Origin of the sequence: Spongiactinospora gelatinilytica (genome assembly GCF_003236385.1) — a bacterium.
GTDB classification, from domain to species: domain Bacteria; phylum Actinomycetota; class Actinomycetes; order Streptosporangiales; family Streptosporangiaceae; genus Spongiactinospora; species Spongiactinospora gelatinilytica.
This window is the reverse complement of sequence record NZ_POUA01000114.1, coordinates 1-19,545: the sequence shown is the minus strand read 5'-3', so window position 1 is coordinate 19,545 and position 19,545 is coordinate 1. Positions and strand designations below refer to the sequence as shown.

15 protein-coding genes are annotated in these 19,545 nt (G+C 72.0%); 9 read left to right on the top strand and 6 right to left on the bottom strand.

Going from position 1 to position 19,545, the window contains the following annotated elements; all coding sequences use genetic code 11:
* Positions 1-206 precede the first annotated feature (206 nt).
* Positions 207-1,979 (top strand): hypothetical protein, encoded by a 1,773-nt coding sequence (locus C1I98_RS16350; protein ID WP_111168314.1) that lies wholly within the window; start codon positions 207-209, stop codon positions 1,977-1,979.
* Between the two features lie 20 nt (positions 1,980-1,999).
* Here the strand turns inward: C1I98_RS16350 and C1I98_RS16345 are convergent, their stop codons facing one another.
* From C1I98_RS16345 to C1I98_RS16330, 4 genes are read right to left on the bottom strand one after another with little or no spacing between them, the layout of a single operon-like run.
* On the bottom strand, positions 2,000-3,154 hold the full coding sequence (locus tag C1I98_RS16345) for an acyl-CoA dehydrogenase family protein (RefSeq protein WP_111168313.1): 1,155 nt from the start codon (positions 3,152-3,154) through the stop codon (positions 2,000-2,002).
* A 10-nt stretch (positions 3,155-3,164) separates the two neighbouring features.
* Positions 3,165-4,097, bottom strand: coding sequence for a hydroxymethylglutaryl-CoA lyase (locus C1I98_RS16340; RefSeq protein ID WP_111168312.1), 933 nt, complete (start codon positions 4,095-4,097; stop codon positions 3,165-3,167).
* On the bottom strand, positions 4,094-6,079 hold the full coding sequence (locus C1I98_RS16335) for an acetyl/propionyl/methylcrotonyl-CoA carboxylase subunit alpha (protein WP_111168311.1): 1,986 nt from the start codon (positions 6,077-6,079) through the stop codon (positions 4,094-4,096). The genes C1I98_RS16340 and C1I98_RS16335 overlap by 4 nt, the downstream gene beginning before the upstream one ends.
* Before the next feature lie 6 nt (positions 6,080-6,085).
* Positions 6,086-7,696, bottom strand: a complete 1,611-nt coding sequence (locus C1I98_RS16330) for a carboxyl transferase domain-containing protein (protein ID WP_233507912.1) — start codon at positions 7,694-7,696, stop codon at positions 6,086-6,088.
* 71 nt (positions 7,697-7,767) lie between these two features.
* On the opposite strand from C1I98_RS16330, the gene C1I98_RS16325 reads away from it, so the two are divergent.
* The 4 genes from C1I98_RS16325 to C1I98_RS16310 all read left to right on the top strand — a co-directional run bounded on the left by C1I98_RS16325 (position 7,768) and on the right by C1I98_RS16310 (position 11,198).
* Positions 7,768-8,412, top strand: coding sequence for an SACE_7040 family transcriptional regulator (locus C1I98_RS16325; RefSeq protein WP_438672086.1), 645 nt, complete (start codon positions 7,768-7,770; stop codon positions 8,410-8,412).
* 307 nt (positions 8,413-8,719) lie between these two features.
* Positions 8,720-9,352: a PadR family transcriptional regulator gene (locus C1I98_RS16320; protein WP_111168308.1), complete on the top strand. Its 633-nt coding sequence runs from the start codon at positions 8,720-8,722 to the stop codon at positions 9,350-9,352.
* On the top strand, positions 9,349-10,320 hold the full coding sequence (locus C1I98_RS16315; RefSeq protein ID WP_111168307.1) for an ATP-binding cassette domain-containing protein: 972 nt from the start codon (positions 9,349-9,351) through the stop codon (positions 10,318-10,320). The genes C1I98_RS16320 and C1I98_RS16315 overlap by 4 nt, the downstream gene beginning before the upstream one ends.
* A gap of 23 nt (positions 10,321-10,343) precedes the next feature.
* Positions 10,344-11,198 carry an ABC transporter permease gene (locus tag C1I98_RS16310; RefSeq protein WP_111168306.1) on the top strand — a complete coding sequence of 285 codons (855 nt, stop codon included), beginning with the start codon at positions 10,344-10,346 and terminating at the stop codon, positions 11,196-11,198.
* A 72-nt stretch (positions 11,199-11,270) separates the two neighbouring features.
* On the opposite strand, the gene C1I98_RS16305 is transcribed toward C1I98_RS16310, so the two are convergent.
* Complete coding sequence (locus C1I98_RS16305) at positions 11,271-12,332, bottom strand: hypothetical protein (RefSeq protein ID WP_111168305.1); 1,062 nt, start codon at positions 12,330-12,332, stop codon at positions 11,271-11,273.
* 210 nt (positions 12,333-12,542) lie between these two features.
* Here C1I98_RS16305 and C1I98_RS16300 point away from each other — a divergent pair, with 210 nt between their 5' ends.
* Together C1I98_RS16300 and C1I98_RS16295 are read left to right on the top strand one after the other, a co-directional pair.
* Entirely contained in the window at positions 12,543-14,759 is a 2,217-nt protein-coding gene (locus C1I98_RS16300; protein ID WP_111168304.1) for a thiamine pyrophosphate-dependent enzyme, read from the top strand.
* Positions 14,760-14,922: 163 nt separating this feature from the next.
* Entirely contained in the window at positions 14,923-16,464 is a 1,542-nt protein-coding gene (locus C1I98_RS16295; RefSeq protein ID WP_146607476.1) for a glycosyltransferase family 39 protein, read from the top strand.
* On the opposite strand, the gene C1I98_RS16290 is transcribed toward C1I98_RS16295, so the two are convergent.
* Positions 16,461-17,600, bottom strand: a complete 1,140-nt coding sequence (locus tag C1I98_RS16290) for a magnesium and cobalt transport protein CorA (RefSeq protein ID WP_111168302.1) — start codon at positions 17,598-17,600, stop codon at positions 16,461-16,463. The two genes, C1I98_RS16295 and C1I98_RS16290, sit on opposite strands and share 4 nt — an antisense overlap.
* A 159-nt stretch (positions 17,601-17,759) precedes the next feature.
* On the opposite strand from C1I98_RS16290, the gene C1I98_RS16285 reads away from it, so the two are divergent.
* Positions 17,760-18,473 (top strand): M50 family metallopeptidase, encoded by a 714-nt coding sequence (locus C1I98_RS16285; RefSeq protein WP_438672087.1) that lies wholly within the window; start codon positions 17,760-17,762, stop codon positions 18,471-18,473.
* Positions 18,474-18,623: 150 nt separating this feature from the next.
* The coding region (locus C1I98_RS16280) for a serine/threonine-protein kinase (RefSeq protein WP_146607475.1) at positions 18,624-19,545 on the top strand (922 nt) is incomplete at its 3' end.

Sequence of the window (19,545 nt, the reverse complement as noted above, 5' to 3'; positions counted from 1 at the left end):
AGGGTAAAGCTCATGGGCGGTGGGCATGCGGCGCACCATAACATCCATGGGACAGGGAGCGGCAGATTGCAATAGAAGCCGCTAGATACGCGATTCGCCCGATTCCACCGCCCATGAGCTTTACCCTATTGACACCAATTGATAGCTTGCGGCGTAGGCTGCACCATTAGCCACACGCGTCACTCTGGGGAGGTTGCGGTCTGCCGATGGACGCCGAGTCATCGATCTGCCTGAGCGATCTGGTTCCGGCTCTGCGCTGGAGCCGGCCCAAGCAGGTCGCCGAAGTTCTGGCCGACCCCCGACTGCCTTCCGGCTGGTGGGCCTCCGTGACACTGCAACGCGCGATCGCCGTGATGGGGCTGGACTGGCTCTGCGACCGGCTCGCGCGCCTGTCGGCGTCCCGGTGGGATCACCTCCCGCTGACCGACGTGATGCCCGCCCTGCAGACGCTCACCATGCCCGAACCGGTCCACTGGCCGGCCCAGGCGCGCGCGGTGGTGGACCGGCTCGGCGGGTGGGGGACCGTGTGCAGGCTCACGCCGGGCGACCTCGCGACGCCGGCCGCGGCGGCCTCCACGGCACTGGAGCTCATCGTCGCGTCGGTCTTCCGTGAGGTGCTCACGCGGATACCGGCGCACCCCTCGGCGGGCCGCCCGGCCGCGGCCCCGGCGCAGGCCGTACCGGCGCAGGCGGGCGCGACCGGCGCGCCGTCCGCCGCCCTGCCCCGCCGACCGGCCGCACAGCCGCAACAGGCCCCCGCGCAACACCAGCAGGCCCCCGCGCCGCCACAGCAGGCTCCCGCGCAGCAGGGCCGGCAGGTGCAGGGCCAGGCCCCGGCCGCACAACCCGGGCAGCCTGCGCAGCCCTATCCCGCGCTTGCGTCCGAAAGCACGGCGGCGACCGCGGAGTTCCCGCTCATCGGCCTGCTGGACGGCATGTTCAGAGGATGGCAGCCGCTGGAACAGGCCGTCGCGGTGGAACGGCTGTTCGCCGCCGACCCGATCAGCCTGCGCGCCCTCGCGCACCGGCTGGGCGTGGACCGCGAGGTGCTCTCCCAGGCCCAGCGCCGGGCCGAGGAACAGGTACTGCACTGGCTGCGCTCGCCGGAGTCCTCGCCGCTGACCGGGCACCTGTTCCGGCTCACCGAGTGGCTGGGCGCGGCGGCCACCGAAGAACAACTGATCGGGGCCGACCCCGCGCACCCGATCGAGGTGCCCGTGCTGCGCACCCAGCTCTGGCGGGTGCTGGTCACGCTGATGCCCGACCGGCGGCTGCAGGACGGCTGGCTGGTCGTCGGCGACCTCGGCGGGCTGCGCGAGCGCACCCGGCAGATGCTCGCCGGCAAACCGGCGGACGCCGACGTGGTGGAGATGCTCACCCAGCTCGGCATCCGCGCGCACTCGGCCAGAGCGTGGCTGGAGGCGCTGCAGACCGACACCCCCGGGCACGAAGCCGCCCGGCACGACCAGGAGGCGTTGGGCGGCGGCGCGCCGAGCCAGCCGCTGCCCCGCCGTACGCCGGGCGCCAACGGGCACAACCGGGAGGGCCGCCCGGTCCCCCAGGTCAACCCCGCGTCGATCGACCCGAGCGCGGCCCTGGCGACGCTGTCCGCGCTGTCCGGCAGCGGACGCCCGCACCTGACTCCCGGCCAGCGGGCGGGCGCGCCGTCCGCTCCCCCGCCCCCGCCGCCGAGCCCCACGTCGGACCCTCGGCGCTGGCAGCGGATCGAGGTCACCAGCGAGCATCTGCGCGGCGAGCCGGTGGCCGTCCCCGAGGGCTACGCGGCCCAGCTCGGCATGCGCCCGGGCACGCTGTTGTCGGTGACCGGGCCGGGGGACAACGCCGTGGTGCTGGTCTGGCGAGATCGCCAGCCGGTGTTCGACTCGCTGCAACCGGTGCTGATGCGGCTGAACGCGCGGCCGGGCGACCAGGTCTACGTCACGGTGGACGGCTACCGCCTGGACGCCCAGCTCACCTGACGAGCGGCAGGGTCTGTCCGTCAGAGCGCGGACAGGCCCAGTTCCCTGGCGATCAGCATGCGCTGCACCTCGCTGGTCCCCTCGCCGATCTCCAGAATCTTGGCGTCGCGGTAGAAGCGGCCGACCGGGAACTCGTTCATGAAGCCGTAGCCGCCGAAGATCTGGGTGGCCTCCCTGGCGTTGTCCATCGCGGCGTTGCTGGAGACCAGCTTGGCGATGGCCGCCTCCTTCTTGAACGGCTCGCCGGCCAGCATCTTCTCGGCCGCGTGGTAGTAGGCCAGCCGGGCGGTGTGGGCGCGGGCCTCCATGTCGGCGATCTTGAACTGGATGGCCTGGTAGTGGCCGATGGGGTGGCCGAACGCCCGCCGTTCGCGGACGTAGCGCAGCGACTCGTCCACGCAGCCCTGGGCCAGTCCGACCGACAGGGCGGCGATGGCGATCCGGCCCTCGTCGAGGGTCTGGAGGAACTGCGCGTACCCCCGGCCCCGCTCGCCCAGCAGGTTGCCCGCAGGGACCCGGCAGTCGGCGAAGGACAGTTCCCTGGTGTCGGAGGCCGACCAGCCGACCTTGGAGTACTTCTTCGACACCGTGAAGCCGGGAGTGCCCGAGGGCACCAGGATCGTGGAGATCTCCGGACGGCCGGCCTCGGTGGTGCCGGTGATGGCCGCGACCGCCACGACGCCGGTGATGTCGGTGCCGGAGTTGGTGATGAACGCCTTGGTCCCGTTGATCACCCACTCGTCGCCGTCCAGGTGGGCCTTGGTGCGCATCCCGCCCGGTACGTCGGACCCGCCGCCCGGCTCGGTCAGCCCGAACGCGCCCAGCATCTCCCCGGCCGCCAGCCTGGGCAGCCAGCGGGCGCGCTGGTCGTCGTCACCGAAGCGGTAGATCGGCATCGCGCCCAGCGACACCGCCGCCTCAAGGGTGATCGACACGCTGGAGTCGACCCTGGCCAGTTCCTCCAGGGCCAGGCAGAGCGCGAAGTAGTCGCCGCCCATGCCGCCGTGCTCCTCGGGGATGGGCAGCCCGAACAGGCCCATCGCGCCCATCTGGCGGACGATGTCGTAGGGGAACTCCTCCCGCTCGTAGTAGTCGCCGATCACGGGGGCGACCACGTCGCGGGCGAACGCCTCCACGGTCTTGCGCAGGTCCTCGTATTCGTCGCTGAGCTTCATGAGAGCTGCCTCACTTCCCGGATAGGGCCTGGACGACGCGTGACGGGCTGGGACGGCCGAGCCTGGCGGCCATCCAGGCGCCGGTCTCGACGAGGGCGGCCAGATCGACCCCGGTCTGCACGCCCAGCCCGTGGAGCATCCAGACGAGGTCTTCGGTGGCCAGGTTGCCGGTGGCGGACTCGGCGAACGGGCAGCCGCCGAGGCCGCCCGTTGCGGCGTCCACGACGGTGATGCCGCGCTGGAGCGCGGCCAGGGTGTTGGCCAGGGCCTGGCCGTAGGTGTCGTGGAAGTGGACGGCGAGCCTGCCGGGACCGACGTCGCGGGCGGCGAACGCGTCCAGCAGCGCCGCGACGTGGCCGGGGGTGGCGACGCCGATGGTGTCGCCGAGCGAGAGTTCGTCGCAGCCGAGGTCGAGCAGGTCGCGGCCCACGGCGACGGTGCGCTCGATCGGAGTCGGGCCCTCCCAGGGGTCGCCGTAGCACATCGACAGGTAGCCGCGCACCCGCATGCCCTCCTGGCGGGCCCGCGCGACGACCGGGGCGAACATCTCCATCGACCCGGCCACGCTGCGGTTCAGATTGCGCTGGGCGAAGGTCTCCGTGGCGCTGCCGAAGATCGCGATGTCGGTCACCCCGAGGGCGAGGGCGCGGTCGAGCCCGCGTTCGTTGGGGACCAGGACGGGGTAGCGCACGCCGTCCTGGCGGGGCATCACGCCGAGCAGTTGCTCGGCGTCGGCGAGCTGGGGCACCCATTTGGGGTGGACCAGGCTGGTGGCCTCGATCGTGGTCAGCCCGGCGCGGGCCAGCCTGCCGATCAGCTCGGCCTTGACCTCCACCGGCACGATCGCCGCTTCGTTCTGCAGGCCGTCCCTCGGGCCGACCTCGTAGACGGTCACCCGTTCCGGCAGCCCGGGCCTCGGCACGGCGTACGGCTCGCGCATCATGCCTGCTCCCCCTCCTTCTTGACGACGGCCAGCACCGCGTCCATCTCCACCTGTGTCCCGGCGCGGACCGGCAGCTCGGCGACCACGCCGCCCACCGGGGCGGTGACGGTGTGCTCCATCTTCATGGCCTCCACGATCAGCAGCGGCTGCCCTTCGGCGACCGTGTCGCCGGGCGCGGCCTTGACCACCAGGACCGTGCCGGGCATCGGGCTGCGGACCACGCCGTCGCCCGCGCCGCCCTGGCGCTCGCGGTCGCCGGGGTCGCCGAGCAGGTGGCGGGCGATGTTCCAGGCCGCGCCGCCCGCGCCCAACCACACCGAGTCGCCGTCCACGGCCAGCGAGTACCGTCTGGCGACCCCGTCGAGGGTGACCAGCGCCTCGCGGTCGCCCCGCGTTTCCAGCCGGGCGGCGGCCGTCAGGTCGCCGATCCGTACGGCGGCGCCCGAGCGGGGCACCCCGCGGACCTCGACGCGCGTGGTGTCGCCGCCCCTGGGCGCGAGCCGCCAGGTCGTCCAGGCGTGCGCGCCGATCCGCCAGCCGTCCGGGACCTCCCAGGGGCCCGCGGGCCCGGCGGGGGCCAGGCCGTCGTGGAAGACCAGCGCGGCGGCGGCCAGTACGTCGCGGGGCGGTACCGCGGGCGGCACCAGCTCCTCCAGCCGGCGCTCGACCAGGCCGGTGTCGAGCGTGCCCGCCCGGACCTCGGGATGGGTCAGCAGCGCCCGCAGGAACGGGATGTTGGTGGTCAGCCCGAGGATCACCGTCTCGGCGAGCGCGTCGGACAGCGCCCGCAGCGCGCCCGCGCGGTCCGGCGCCCAGGCGATGACCTTGGACAGCATGGGGTCGAAGCCACCGCCCACCACGCCGCCCTCGGCGATCCCCGAGTCGACCCGCACGGTGGCGCGGTCGCCGCGCGCGCCGGAGTCCGGCTCGCGCAGGACCAGCAGCGGGCCTCCGGTGGGCAGGAACGAGCGGGCCGGGTCCTCGGCGTAGACGCGGGCCTCGACGGCGTGGCCGGTCAGCCGTACCGCGTCCTGGCCGAACGGCAGCGGCTCTCCGGCGGCCACCCGCAGTTGCAGCTCCACCAGGTCCAGGCCGGTGACCAGCTCGGTCACCGGGTGCTCGACCTGGAGCCGGGTGTTCATCTCCATGAAGTGGTACTCGCCGGTGGTGCCGTCCACGATGAACTCGACCGTGCCCGCCCCGGCGTAGCCGACCGCGCGCGCGGCCTCGACGGCCGCGCCGCCCATCCGCTCCCTGACCTGCGGCGTCAGGAACGGCGACGGGGCCTCCTCGATGATCTTCTGGTGGCGGCGTTGCAGGCTGCACTCGCGCTCGCCCAGATGCACGACCCCGCCGTGCCCGTCGGCGAGTATCTGGATCTCGATGTGCCGCGGGTTCTCCACGAACCGCTCGATCAGCAGCGTGCCGTCGCCGAACGCGGCGCGGGCGGTACGGCGGGCCGACTCGAGCGCGCCGGGGAGGCCGGCCGCCTCGCGGACCACGACCATGCCTTTGCCGCCGCCGCCCGCCGACGGCTTGACCAGCACCGGGAACCCCACCCGCGCGGCGGCCTCGGCCAGGTCGTCGGCGGGCTCGGCGCCACCGGGCACCACGGGCACCCCCGCCGCCGCGACCGTGGCCTTGGCCCGGATCTTGTCGCCCATGGCCTCGATCGCCTCCGGCGGCGGGCCGGCGAAGGCCGGCCCGGCCTCGGCGCAGCGGCGGGCGAAGGCGGCGTTCTCGGCCAGGAAGCCGTAGCCGGGGTGGACCGCCTGGGCTCCGGTGGCCAGCGCGGCGGCGACGATCGCCTCGATGTCGAGGTAACCGGGCACCTCCACCGACACGTCGGCGTCGGTGGTGTGGCGCGCGCCCGCGTCGGCGGCGGTGTACACCGCGACCGCCCGTACGCCCAGGCGGCGCAGGGTGCGGATGACGCGGACCGCGATCTCGCCGCGGTTGGCGATGAGGACCGTCTCGAACATCGAACCTCACATCCGGAAGACGCCGTAGCCGACGTCGTCGAGGGGGGCGTTGGCCGCCACGCCGAGGGCCAGGCCGAGCACGGTCCGGGTGTCGAGCGGGTCGATCACGCCGTCGTCCCAAAGCCGGGCGGTGGAGTAGTAGGGGTTGCCCTGGCGCTCGTACTGTTCCCTGATCGGGCGTTTGAACGCTTCCTCCTCCTGCGGGGTCATCCCCGGGCGGACCGTGGCCAGCACGTTCGCCGCCTGCTCGCCGCCCATGACGGAGATCCGGGCGTTCGGCCACATCCACAGGAAGCGCGGGGAGTAGGCGCGCCCGGCCATCGCGTAGTTGCCCGCGCCGAAGGAGCCGCCGATCACGACGGTGAACTTGGGGACCCGCGCGCAGGCCACGGCGGTGACCATCTTGGCGCCGTGCTTGGCGATGCCGCCCGCCTCGTACGCCTTGCCGACCATGAAGCCGCTGATGTTCTGGAGGAAGACCAGGGGGATGGACCGCCGGTCGCACAGCTCGATGAAGTGCGCGCCCTTCAGTGCCGACTCGCTGAACAGGATGCCGTTGTTGGCGATGATCCCGACGGGGTGGCCGTGCAGCCGGGCGAAGCCGGTGACCAGCGTCGGGCCGTACTCGGCCTTGAACTCCCGCAGCCGGCCGCCGTCCACCACGCGGGCGATCACCTCGCGCACGTCGTAGGGCACGCGCGGGTCGGGCGGGACGATGCCGTACAGCTCGCCGGGGTCGTGGGCCGGGTCCTCGGCGGCGGTGACCTCCCACGGGGACGGCGGGCGCGGCCCGAGGGTGCTCACGATGTCGCGGACGATGGCCAGCGCGTGCGCGTCGTCCTCGGCCAGGTGGTCGGTGACGCCGCTGGTGCGGGAGTGCAGCTCGCCGCCGCCGAGTTCCTCCGCGCTCACCTCCTCGCCGGTGGCCGCCTTGACCAGCGGCGGGCCGCCCAGGAAGATCGTGCCCTGGGCGCGGACGATGACGGCCTCGTCGCTCATCGCCGGGACGTAGGCCCCGCCCGCCGTACACGAGCCGAGCACTGCGGCGATCTGCGGGATGCCCCTGGCGGACATGGTGGCCTGGTTGTGGAAGATCCGGCCGAAGTGCTCGCGGTCGGGGAAGACCTCGTCCTGGGCGGGCAGGAAGGCGCCGCCGGAGTCGACCAGGTAGACGCACGGCAGGCGGTTGTGGAGGGCGACCTCCTGGGCGCGCAGGTGCTTCTTGACGGTCATCGGGTAGTAGGTGCCGCCCTTGACGGTGGCGTCGTTGGCCACCACCACGACCTCGCGGCCGTTCACCCGGCCCACTCCGGTGATGATCCCGGCGGCCGGGGCGGCGTCGTCGTACATGCCGGTCGCGGCGAGCGGCGACAGCTCAAGGAATCGCGACCCCGGATCGAGCAGGGCGTCGACGCGATCTCTGGGCAGCAGCTTGCCGCGCTCGACGTGCCTGGCGCGCGAGCGCTCCGGGCCGCCCGCCGCGGCCACGGCCAGTTTCTCGCGCAGTTCGGCGGTCAGCCGCTCGTTGGCCGCCGCGTTCTGCTTGTACGCCTCGCCGCCGGGATCGACCGCCGACCGGAGTACGGGCCACGCATCCCCACCGCCTCGCTCACGCACGGGCGCACCACCTCCTGGCTCCTGAGTACGAATGTTAGTAACCATTAACGTAACCGTCTACCATGCGAGGGGTGACACCGCCTTCGGAATCGCCCCGCTCGACCCCTACCCCGCACGGCACCGCCACGGCCCGGCCTCCAGGGACCGCCCGGGCACGAGGGTCGCGGCGCGCGGAGATCCTGCGGGCCGCCGCCGCGCTGTTCGCGGCGCGCGGGTTCCACGGCGTCTCGATCGAGGACATCGGGGCGGCGGTGGGAACCTCGGGGCCCGCCCTCTACCGGCACTTCACGGGCAAGGACGCGCTGCTCGCGGAGATGCTGCTGGACATCAGCGAACGGCTGCGCGCCACCGGCGCGGCAGTGGTGACCTCGGCGGACGGCCCCCAGGAGGCGCTGGACGCACTGCTGGCCGGGCATGTGGCCTTCGCGCTCGGCGACCCCGCCCTGATCACCGTGCACGACCGGGAGCTGGACAACGTCCCCGAGCCCGCCCGGCGGGCCATCCGCCGGCTGCAACGCCTGTACGTCGAGGAGTGGGTGACCGTCCTCAGCGAGCTGCACCCGTCCTGCCCGCAGGCCCGGTTGCGGGCGGCCACGCACGCGGTGCTGGGCTTGCTGAACTCCACACCGCACAGCGCGGGCGAGTTGCCCGCGGACGCGATGACGGCCCTTCTGCGCACGATGGCCCGCGCGGCGCTCTCCTCGGCCGCGAGTTAGCGGCTACTAACACTCGCACTTTGCCCGGATATGGGGTTGTCGTCTCAACTATCTAGATATATCTTTAACGTATCTCGATAGTTGAGGAGAAGTCATGAACGGAAGCGGCGACCGGCCCGGGATGGCCGGCTGGGCTGGACACGGTCATCGGGGCTTCCCCGGCCACGGTCCGCCGCCCTGGCACGGTCCGGGCGGCGGACCACCGGCCCGTTGGCCCGAAGTTCCGCCAGGCCACACACCGGCAGGCGGGCCGTCCTGGCGTGGCGGCCTTGGAAGTGGGCCGCCGTGGTGGGCGTCGGCACACGGGGTGGAGGACGAGTCCTGGGAGGCGGAGGAGGTCGCGGAGGCGCTGGCGCACGGGCCGTACGCGCCCGGCGTGGCGGCTATCCCGCCGCACCACGGCGGAGCGGTGATACCGCCGCACGTCCCGCCCCCCGGCCCGGAGTTCGCGCCGAGAGTACGGCGGGGCGACGTACGGGCCGCCACGCTGGCGCTGCTGCGCGAAGGCCCGCGCAACGGCTACCAGGTCATCGAGGAGATCTCCCGGCGCAGTCTCGGCGTGTGGCGGCCGAGCCCCGGTTCGGTCTACCCGGCGCTCCAGCAGTTGGAGGACGAGGGCCTGGTCCAGGGCCGGGAGTCGGGCGGCAGCCGGGTCTACGACCTCACCGGCGAGGGCAGGCGCCACGTCGAGCGGCGCGCCGCCGAGCTGGCCGAACCTTGGGCCGAGGTGATCAGGAGCGTCCCGGAGGACCGGCACGAGCTGCGGCTGCTGTGGGGACAGGTCGGCGAGGCGTTCCTGCACTTCACACGCACCGCCGACGACAAGCAGGTGGCCGCCGCCAAGCGGCTGCTGAAGGAGACCCGGCGCGGATTCTTCAAGATCCTCGCCGACGACCATACCGATGGCATCGATCCACGACCGGCGGAGGGAGCCGAATGAGCACGGCCGCGGTCGCAGTACAGGGCCTGCGTAAGAGCTACGGCAAGGTCGAGGCCGTCAAGGGCGTGGACTTCGAGGTCGCGCCCGGCGAGGTGTTCGGCTTCCTCGGGCCGAACGGCGCGGGCAAGACCACGACCATCAGCATGCTGTGCACGCTGGTCAACCCGACCGGCGGCAGCGCGCTGGTCGCCGGGCACGACGTCGTGACCGAGCGCGACGAGGTACGGCGCAACATCGGCCTGGTCTTCCAGGACCCGACGCTCGACGGCTACCTCAGCGCCGAGCAGAACCTCATGTTCCACGCCGAGCTGTACGGCCTGCCCAAGAGCACGGTCGGCCCGCGCATCAGGCAGGTCATGGAGATGGTCGCGCTGTGGGACCGCAAGGACGCCAAGGTGAGCACGTTCTCCGGCGGGATGAAGCGCCGCCTGGAGATCGCCCGCGGGCTGCTGCACTCGCCGCGCGTGCTGTTCCTGGACGAGCCGACGGTCGGCCTGGACCCCCAGACCCGCGCCGCCATATGGGGATATATCAATGATCTGCGGCGCAGTGAGGACATTACGATCTTCATGACGACGCATTACATGGACGAAGCGGAGTACTGCGGCAGAATCGCCATCATCGACCATGGCGAGATCGTGGTGATCGATTCCCCCGAGGCGCTCAAGGCCAGCGTCGGGGAGGATCGTGTGCAGATACAGACCGGCGACGACGAGGCCGCCATCGCCGCGCTGCGCGACAGATTCGGCCTGGAGGCGGCCGTGCGCGAGGGACAGGTGACCTTCGCCGTGGCCTCCGGCGAGCAGTTCGTCCCGCGCCTGTTCGCCGAGCTGGGCATGCCCATCAAGGCGGTGAGCGTGTCCAGGCCCTCCCTCGACGACGTGTTCATGTCCTACACCGGCTCCACCATCCGCGACGCCGAGTCCGGCTCGGGCAACGCGTGGATGCGCGCGATGGCCCGCCGCTGACCCCCGAAAGGTGATCGAAGACGATGACGAGCGACGCGATCGCGGTACGCGTGCCACGCCGCAGCGCCGCGCACGACCTGCGCGCGCTGAAGGTGGTCCTGCACCGTGAGATGCTTCGGTTCCTCAACGACCGCACGCGCATGGTATCGATGCTCATCCAGCCGGTGCTGTGGCTGTTCGTGATGGGCACGGGGCTCGGCACCCTGGTGTCCGGGGCGATCCCCGGGCTCGACTTCCGCACGTTCATGTACCCGGGCATGATCTCGATGACGGTGATCATGACGGCGATGTTCTCCGCCGGATCGATCGTGTGGGACCGTGAGTTCGGCTTCCTGCGCGAGATGCTGGTGGCCCCGGTGAGCCGTACCGCGATCGTGGTCGGCAAGTGCCTGGGCGGGGCCGTCGTGGCCACCGGGCAGGGGATCGTGATCCTGGCGCTGGCGGGGGCGGTCGGCGTGCCGTACGACCCGGTGCTGATGCTCACCCTGCTCGGCGAGATGTTCCTCGCGGCCTTCACGATCACCGCGTTCGGGGTGATGCTGGCCGCCCGGATGAAGAACATGCAGTCCTTCTTCGGCGTCATGCAGATGGCCATCATGCCGATGATGTTCCTGTCCGGCGCGATGTTCCCGCTGGCCAACCTGCCGTCCTGGCTGCACGTGCTGACCACGGTCAACCCGCTCACCTACGCGGTCGACCCGATGCGCCAGGCGGTGTTCGGCTCGCTCGACGTCGCGCCGCAGGTCAACGCGATGCTCAACCCGGGGGTGAGCTGGTTCGGCGCCAAGCTGTCGATCGGGCTGGAGCTCGGGCTGGTCGCGGCCATCGGCGTGGTGCTGCTGGGCGTGGCCGTCGCGCAGTTCCGCAGGGCCGAGTGACGGGCGGCACGACGGGGAAGGGCCCGGGACCATGAGGTCCCGGGCCCTTGTGCGTGTCACGAGCCGGTACGGCTACCGCCGGACCCGCACGTGGTCGCGCTTGCTGGTCGAGCCGTAGGCGTCGGAGTCACCGGCGAAGACGGCCTTCCACTGACCCGACTTCCACGCCTTGCTCTTGGTGTAGAACTTGCCGCTCCAGGTGGACCACGTCGTCTTGACGTAGTTCCACTTGCGCGACCCGTCGGCCTTGAAGTACAGCCGCACCTTGGACCTGTGCCCGTCCCAGCTCCAGCCGTCCTTCACCTGGAGGACGCCGGCGAACCTGAGGTGCCTGCCGCGCTTGGCGGGCTCGTTGTAGGCGTCGAACTTGACGATCCTGCTGTCGGCCTTCTCCGGGGGCGGCGGCGGGGTGGGGCGGACGACGCGGACGTACTCGGGCCGGCTGACCGACCCCTCCGCGTGGTAGCCGCCCTCGTACTCGGCGCGCCACAGACCCGAGCTCCTGGCCGTGACACGCGCCCAGAACCGGCCGTGCCGGTCGGTCCTGTCACTGGTCACGTCCACCCAGCGGTGCCACCTGTGGCCCTTGAACTGGATCGTGACCCGCTGGCCGGCATAACCGTCCCAGCCGTGCCGGCCGTCGGCCAGCAGCTTGCCGTCCACCGAGATGGTGCCGCCCTTGTGGACCCGGCGCGGATCGGCGTCGAAGCCGACGATCCGCGTGTCCCGCACCTTGCGGACGGTGAACTTCTCGTTCTTGGAGTCGTTGCCGTCCTTGTTGGACGCGATCGCGAGCAGGGTCCAGGTCCCGCTCGTGCTCGCCCGGTCGAAGGTCTTCGTGGCCGTCCAGGACTTCTTGCCGTCGCCCAGGTCCTTGGACTGCAGCGTGAGCTGCGTTCCCACGCTGATGCCCGGCGGCTTGAGCTGGAGTTCCACGTTCTCGGGAGCGTTGGCGGTGATGAAGCTGAACTCAGCGGTGACCGGCGCGCCGCTCACCACCACCGCGGAGGGATCGACCGTCAAAGCGGAGACGGTGGGGGCCGTCGCCGCCGTCGCGGAGGCCCCGGGTGCCAGGGCCAGCGCCCCGGCGCCCATGACCGCCGCCACGATGGCGGTCTGGATGCGTTTCAACATACGGGTGTCCATCCCTTCCCCGTCGACTGAACGTCGGGTCGGAACGCGGCATGAGGGTGCCACGTCTGCTCTCTTCTAGAAGACGGCTTCACCTTCCATTTGGTTGTAAATATTGACAAACTGTCATTTACAGCCGTCAGCCAGGCCCGTTCCACCGGGGATGTCGACGGGGCGCGAGACGGGACCGGCTCGCCGCGACATAATCGGAACGTGGCGCGCGACATTGTTGAGACCCATTTCACCGACGCGGTTGCCGCCCTGCGAGCAGGGACGACCCGTGACCCCGACCTCCCGATCACCGCCGGCACGACCCTGACCGGGCGCAGTTGCCAGGAGCTGTTCGACCACCAGGTCGGCAGCCGCCTGCTCGACATCGCCGCCCGCGTCCTGCGCCAGGAGGACAAGGGCTTCTACACGATCGGCTCGGCCGGGCACGAGGGCAACGCGGCGGTCGCCGCCGCCGTCCGGCTGGACGACCCGGCGCTGCTGCACTACAGGTCGGGCGCGTTCTACCTGACCCGCTCGGCGGCCGCGGGGCGGCTGCCCGAGGAGGGCATGCGCGATGTGCTGCTCGGCCTGACCGCGTCTGCGGAGGAGCCCGTGGCCGGCGGCCGGCACAAGGTCTTCGGTCACCCCGAGCTGGCGATCATCCCGCAGACCTCCACGATCGCGAGCCACCTGCCCCGCGCGGTGGGCGTCGCCTTCGCCGTCGACCGGGCCCGCGCGCTGCGCCTGGCCTCGGGCCGGCGCGAGGACGCCATCGTGGTGTGCAGCTTCGGCGACGCCTCGATCAACCACGCGTCCGCCCTGTCGGGGCTCAACACCGCCGCCTACGGCGCCTTCCAGTCCATGCCCATGCCGATCCTGTTCGTCTGCGAGGACAACGGCATCGGCATCAGCGTCCGCACCCCGGCGGGGTGGGTCGAGCGGGCCGTGCCGCGCGGCATCGAGTACTTCACCGCCGACGGCTGCGACCTGGTCGGGGCCTACGAGGCGGCCCGCGCGGCGGCCGCTCACGTCCGCGAGCGGCGGGCGCCCGCGCTGCTGCACCTGAAGACGGTCCGGCTGATGGGACACGCCGGGTCCGACGTGGAGTCGTCCTACCGCACCCGGCGCGAGATCGCCTCCGACCTCGACCGCGACCCGCTGGTGGCGACCGCCCGGCTGCTGGTCGAGTCGGGCCTCACCACGCCCGAGGCGCTGCTCAATCGCTACGAGGCCGTCCGCGAGCACCTGCTGCGGATGGCGATGGAGAGCGCCAGGCGGCCGAAGCTGACCTCGGCCGCCGAGATCGTCGCCCCGCTCGCGCCCCGCCGTCCCGAACGGGTCGCTGCCGCGGTGACCGCGGTCGCCGAGCCCGCGGCGCGCGACCGCGCCTTCGGCAGGACACTGCCCGAGGACGAGGGGCCGCTGACGCTGTCCCAGGCGATCAACCGCACGCTGGCCGACGCGCTGGCCGCCGACCCGGGCGTGCTGGTGTTCGGCGAGGACGTCGCGCGCAAGGGCGGCGTCTACGGCGTGACCCGCGGCCTGCAAAAGCGCTTCGGGGCGGGCCAGGTGTTCGACACGCTGCTCGACGAGCAGGCGATCCTGGGCCTCGCGCTCGGCACCGGGCTGTCGGGCATGCTGCCCGTGCCGGAGATCCAGTACCTCGCCTACCTGCACAACGCGCTCGACCAGATCCGCGGCGAGGCGGCCACGCTGTCCTACTTCTCCAGGGGCCAATTCCGCAACCCGATGGTGGTCAGGGTCGCCGCCTACGCCTACCAGAAGGGGTTCGGTGGCCACTTCCACAACGACAACTCGATCGCCGCGCTGCGCGACATCCCCGGCGTCGTGATCGCCTCCCCCGCCCGGCCCGACGACGCCGCGGCCATGCTGCGCACCTGCCTGACGGCGGCCAGGACCGACGGCTCGGTGTGCGTGTTCCTGGAGCCGATCGCCCTCTACACGACGCGCGACCTGTTCGACGAGGGCGACCGGGGCTGGCCGGCCCCGTACGCGCCGCCGTCCCGGTGGGCCGAGACGCACGTCCCGATCGGGCGGGCGCGCAGTTACGGCGACGGGCGCGACCTGACCATCGTCACGTTCGGCAACGGGCTGCGGATGAGCCTGCGCGCCGCCGTACGGCTGACCTCGGAGGGATACAGCTGTCGGGTGCTCGACCTGCGATGGCTGTCCCCGCTGCCGTCCGCCGACCTGCTGGAGGCCGCCCAGCTCACCGGCAAGGTGCTGATCGCCGACGAGACCCGGCGCACCGGCGGGGTCTCCGAGGGCATCGTCGCCGAGCTGCTGGACGCCGGGTTCACCGGCCAGATCGCCAGGGTCACCTCGCACGACTCCTTCATCCCGCTCGGCGAGGCGGCGAACCACGTGCTGCTGTCGGAGGCCGAGATCGAGGAGGCCGCCCGCAAGATGCTCGGCTGAGGGCCCCGCGCTTCGACTGAAACGCGTTACAGCCGCCGTCGCCCCGGCTCGGACGGCGGCCCAGGCCAGGCGATCCCGGTCGGCCGGCGAGAACCGGTTGCAGCCGCAACGACTTTTCCCGAACCGGTTGCGGGCCGCCGGCCGCCGACATACGTTTGCGCAGGTGACGACACGTCAAGCGGCCACATCGGCCGCCCCGGCGGCCGATGGCGTGCCCGCGGTCGCCTGGCGGCCGGTGCTCGTTCTCACCGCCTTCTACTGGGCGGTCCTGGTCGCCGCCTCCGGCCGCTACGGCTTCCACCGCGACGAGCTCTACTTCATCGAGGCCGGGCGGCATCCCGCCTGGGGCTATCCCGACCAGCCGCCGCTGCTGCCGCTGCTGATGCGGGCGATCACCGCGGTGTCCGGCGAGTCGATCGTCGCCGTCCGGGTCGTCGCGGCGTCGATCGTGGCGGCGGGCGTGGTGGTCGCCGCGCTGACCGCCAGGGAGTTGAACGGCGGGCGCACGGCCCAGCTCATGACCTCGGCCGCCTACGCGGTCTCCCCGTTCATCCTCAGCGCCGGGCACAGCCTCTACACCGTCACCGTGGACCTGCTCGCGACCACGGCGCTGATCTGGCTGCTGCTGCGCTGGGTGCGGACCGGCCAGGCGGTGTGGGCGCTGACGGCGGGGGCCGCGGCGGCGGTGGCGCTGCAGGCGAAGTACCTGGTGGCGTTCGTCCTGGCCGCGATCTTCGCGGGGATGCTGATCGCCGGGCCGCGCGACCTGCTGCGCCGGGCCGCGCCGTGGGCGGCGGTGGTGGTGGCGGTGATCCCGTCGATCCCCTCGCTGCTGTGGCAGCACGCGCACGGCTGGCCACAGCTCGGCATGGCCGAGGCGATCGGCACGAACGACGACTTCCTCGGCCGGCCCGGCTTCCTGCCGTACCTGGTGATCCTGACCGGGCCGCTCACCTCGCCGCTGTGGGCGTACGGCTGGCTGCGGCTGTTCCGCTCGCCCCGGCTGCACCGCTACCGGTTCCTCGGGTGGGCCTATCTCATCCTGGTCGTGACCTTCCTGGCCACCGGCGGCAAGCCCAACTACCTGGCGGGCATGTGGGCGGTGCTGTGGGCGGCGGGCGCGGTCGAGCTGGAGTCCCGGCTGGCCGCCGCGCGCTGGCCGCGGCCGGTCCTGCCCGGGCTGTACGCGGTGGCCGGGGCGCTGGCCGCGGTGATGTCCCTGCCGATCTACCCGGTGACCTGGCTGGCCCGCAGCCCGCAGGCCACCAATAGCGCGACCACCGAGACCGTCGGCTGGCCCGAGCTGGTCGCCGAGGTGGCCAGGGTCCGCGACACGCTGCCTCCCGCCGAGCGCCCGCTGGTGACGATCATGGCCGACAACTACGGCGAGGCCGGGGCCATCGACCTGTACGGCGGGCGGTACGGCCTGCCCCCCGCGCACAGCGGCCACAACGGCTACCGGGACTTCCGCGTCCCCGCCCGCGACGGCGGTCCCACGATCTTCGTCGGCCCGCGCGGCGCGGCCGGCCGGGCGTACCTCACCCGCTTCTGGCACGAGGTCACCCCCGCCGGGCGCATCGACAACGGCGTCGGCCTGGCCGGCAAGGAACAGGGCCGGACGATCTGGATCTGCCGGGGCCAGCGCGCCCCGTGGCGGGAGCTGTGGCCGCGGTTCGCCCACCTGGGGATGACCGGCCGCGCCTAGAGCCAGTCGCGGCGCTTGAACACCACGTAGAGCGTCACGCACACGGCCGCCATGAGCATCACCGCGAAGGGGTAACCGAACGACCAGTGCGTCTCGGGCATGAAGTCGAAGTTCATCCCGTAGATGGTGCCGACGAGCGTCGGGGCGAACAGGATGGCCGCCCAGGCGGAGATCTTCTTGACCTCCTCGCTCTGCGCGTAGCTGGCCTCGGTGAGCTTGGTCATCTCCAGGCTTTGTGCCTGGCTGACCAGGGTGGAATTGACCACCAGGATGTCCTGGAGCAACTGCCGGAAGCCCGAGATCCGCTCCACCACGGTGATCGCGTGGTCGGCCACGTCGCGCAGGTAGCTCTGCAGTTCCTCGTCCACCCCGTACTTGGTGGAGCCGGCGATGAACCCGTCGAGCATGTCGAGCAGCGGCCTGGTGGCCCGCAGGAACTCGATCACCTCGCGGGACAGCTCGTAGATGCGCCGGGACACCGCGGGGTCGCCGCCGAAGACCTGCACCTCGATCTCGTCGATGTCGTTCTGCAGGCCGCCGACGACCGGGGCGTAGCCGTCCACCACCGCGTCCAGGATCGCGTAGAGCACGGCCTGGGGGCCCTGGCGGAGCAGCGCGGGCTCCGACTCCATCCGGCGGCGGACGGCCGACAGGTCGGGGGCCTCGCTGTGCCGTACGGTGATCACGTAGTTGGGGCCGACGCAGACGTGCAGCTCGCCGAAGTCGACCTCCTCGACCTCGTCGTGGTAGCGGGCGGCGCGCAGCACCACGAAGAGGGTGTCGCCGTACCTGTCGGCCTTGGGGCGCTGGTGGGCGACGATCGCGTCCTCGACGGCCAGCTCGTGCAGGCCGAACTCCTCGGCGACCTCGACCAGTTCCCAGTCCTTGGGGCGGTACAGGCCGATCCAGGCCATGCTGTCGGGAGTGTTCTTCAGGCTGTCGAAGGCGTCGGCCAGCGACGAGGGCGTGTCCACCCGCCTGCCGCCGACGTAGAGGGCGTTGTCGATCACGCTGGGCCGGGAGTGCGGGGCCTGCTCGCCGCGCGGGTCCATGGACCGCTCGGGGGCGGGGTCATCTACCCTGCGGCCGGGAGGGCGCAGGAAGGCACGCATCCCGCGCGGTCGCCGTTCGCTCATGGTCCGCCTCCCCTCTTCCGCCGCCGCTAGGCGTTCTGCCCGGAATCCGAAGTTTAGTCGGGCTTCTTGGACGAATTCCGGCACCTGGATCTCCACGGGGTTGCCACGGAGGGTCGCGGCGGTGTCGTTCTTGGTGCAGGCTTTACTCCGATGGAAGCTCTGAACGAGGTGTGGGTCCATCTGACCACGACCCGCGACGCTCCGCCTACCTGGGCGATCCTGGTGGCGGCGCTGGTGGCGCTCGTGGCGGTGGGATCGGCGGTGTCCTGGCGGGTGTCGCGCGGGCTGATCACCATCGCGCACGAGGGCGGGCACGCGCTGGTCGCGGTGCTGACGCGGCGCAAGCTACAGGGCATCCGGCTGCACTCCGACACCTCGGGCGTGACGCTGACCCGGGGCAGGCCGACCGGGCCGGGGATGATCCTGACGGCCCTGGCGGGCTACGTCGCGCCGTCGCTGCTCGGGCTGGGCGGGGCGTGGCTGATCTCCGAGGGCTACGTGACGCTGCTGCTGTGGGCGGTGCTGGTGCTGCTCGCGTGCATGCTGCTGCTGATCCGCAACCTCTTCGGCGTGCTGTCGCTGGTGGTCACCGGGGGCGCGGTGTTCGCGCTGTCCTGGTTCGCGGCGGATGAGGTGCAGGGCATCTGCGCCTACCTCGCGGTGTGGTTCCTGCTGTTCGGCGGGGTGCGTCCGATCATGGAGCTGCAGCGCAAGCGGCGCAGGGGGCGGGCCCCCGACAGCGACGCCGACCAGCTCGCCCGGCTGACCGTGCTGCCCGGCGGCTTCTACATCCTGTTCTTCCTGCTCGTGGCGGTCGCCTCGCTGGCCGGTGGGGTGGCGCTGCTGGTCCCGCTGCCGCTTTCGTTCGCCTGATGGGCGCTGGGCTTTCGCCCCACTAAGACGTGGTTTGCCGACTAAGATCTTCCCAACGGGGATACAGGGGGAGACACGGGCGGTGCGACCAATGGAGGAGGCGCGGGCTACCGCGTTCTTGAGCAGGTCGGGCAGGGCGGCTTCGCCGTCGTGTACCGCGCCTACCAGGAGCGCCTGGACCGCCAGGTGGCGCTGAAGCTGCTGTCGGTGGACCGGGTGGACCAGCGTACGCTGCGCAGGTTCCAGCGGGAGCTCCAGCTCACCGGGCGGCTGACCGGGCACCCGAACGTGGTGACCGTCTTCGACACCGGGGCCACCCGCTCGGGCCGGCCCTACATCGCGATGGAGCTGTTCGAGGGCGGCTCGCTGCGCGACCGGCTGAGCCGTGAGGGTCCGCTGCCGGTGCCCGACGTGCTGCGCACCGGGGTGAAGCGGGCCGCCGCGCTCGCCGCCGTACACGAGGCGGGGGTGCCGCACGGCGACATCAAGCCCCAGAACATCCTGATCTCCAAATACGGCGAGCCGGCCATCGCCGACTTCGGCGTGGCCAAGGTCGTGGACATGGCGGAGGTGTCGGCGAGCGCGCACGCGTTCACCCCGTTGCACGCCGCGCCCGAGGTGCTGCGCGGCCAGCCGCACAGCGTGCCCTCCGACATCTACTCCCTGGGGTCCACCCTCTACCACCTGCTGGCGGGGCAGCCCGCCTTCCACAGCCCGACCGACTCCTCGATCGCGCCGCTGATGCTGCGGGTGCTGAGCCGTCCGCCGCCGCCGATCCAGCGCGGTGACGTTCCGCCACAGGTCATCGAGGCGATCACCCGGGCGATGGCCAAGGAGCCGCACGAACGGTACCCGTCCGCCCGGGCCACGGCCGGGCGGCTCCAGCGGCTGCAGATGGAGCTGGGGCTGCCGGTCACCGACATCATCGGCGGCGATCCGGTGACGGCCGAGCCCGGCGAGCCGGAATCGGCCCCGTCCGGGCGCTCGGCCACGCTCGCGATAGCGCCCAAGTCCAGGGTGCGCACGCACCTGGCGGTGGGCATGGTGACGGCGGCGCTGGCCGGGGCGGGGG

Coding starts and splice junctions, on each gene's coding strand:
- C1I98_RS16315 (WP_111168307.1), top strand. CDS start 9,349: ATGAGCACGGCCGCGGTCGCAGTACAGGGCCTGCGTAAGAGCTACGGC.
- C1I98_RS16335 (WP_111168311.1), bottom strand. CDS start 6,079: ATGTTCGAGACGGTCCTCATCGCCAACCGCGGCGAGATCGCGGTCCGC.
- C1I98_RS16290 (WP_111168302.1), bottom strand. CDS start 17,600: ATGAGCGAACGGCGACCGCGCGGGATGCGTGCCTTCCTGCGCCCTCCC.
- C1I98_RS16340 (WP_111168312.1), bottom strand. CDS start 4,097: ATGATGCGCGAGCCGTACGCCGTGCCGAGGCCCGGGCTGCCGGAACGG.
- C1I98_RS16305 (WP_111168305.1), bottom strand. CDS start 12,332: ATGTTGAAACGCATCCAGACCGCCATCGTGGCGGCGGTCATGGGCGCC.
- C1I98_RS16350 (WP_111168314.1), top strand. CDS start 207: ATGGACGCCGAGTCATCGATCTGCCTGAGCGATCTGGTTCCGGCTCTG.
- C1I98_RS16310 (WP_111168306.1), top strand. CDS start 10,344: ATGACGAGCGACGCGATCGCGGTACGCGTGCCACGCCGCAGCGCCGCG.
- C1I98_RS16345 (WP_111168313.1), bottom strand. CDS start 3,154: ATGAAGCTCAGCGACGAATACGAGGACCTGCGCAAGACCGTGGAGGCG.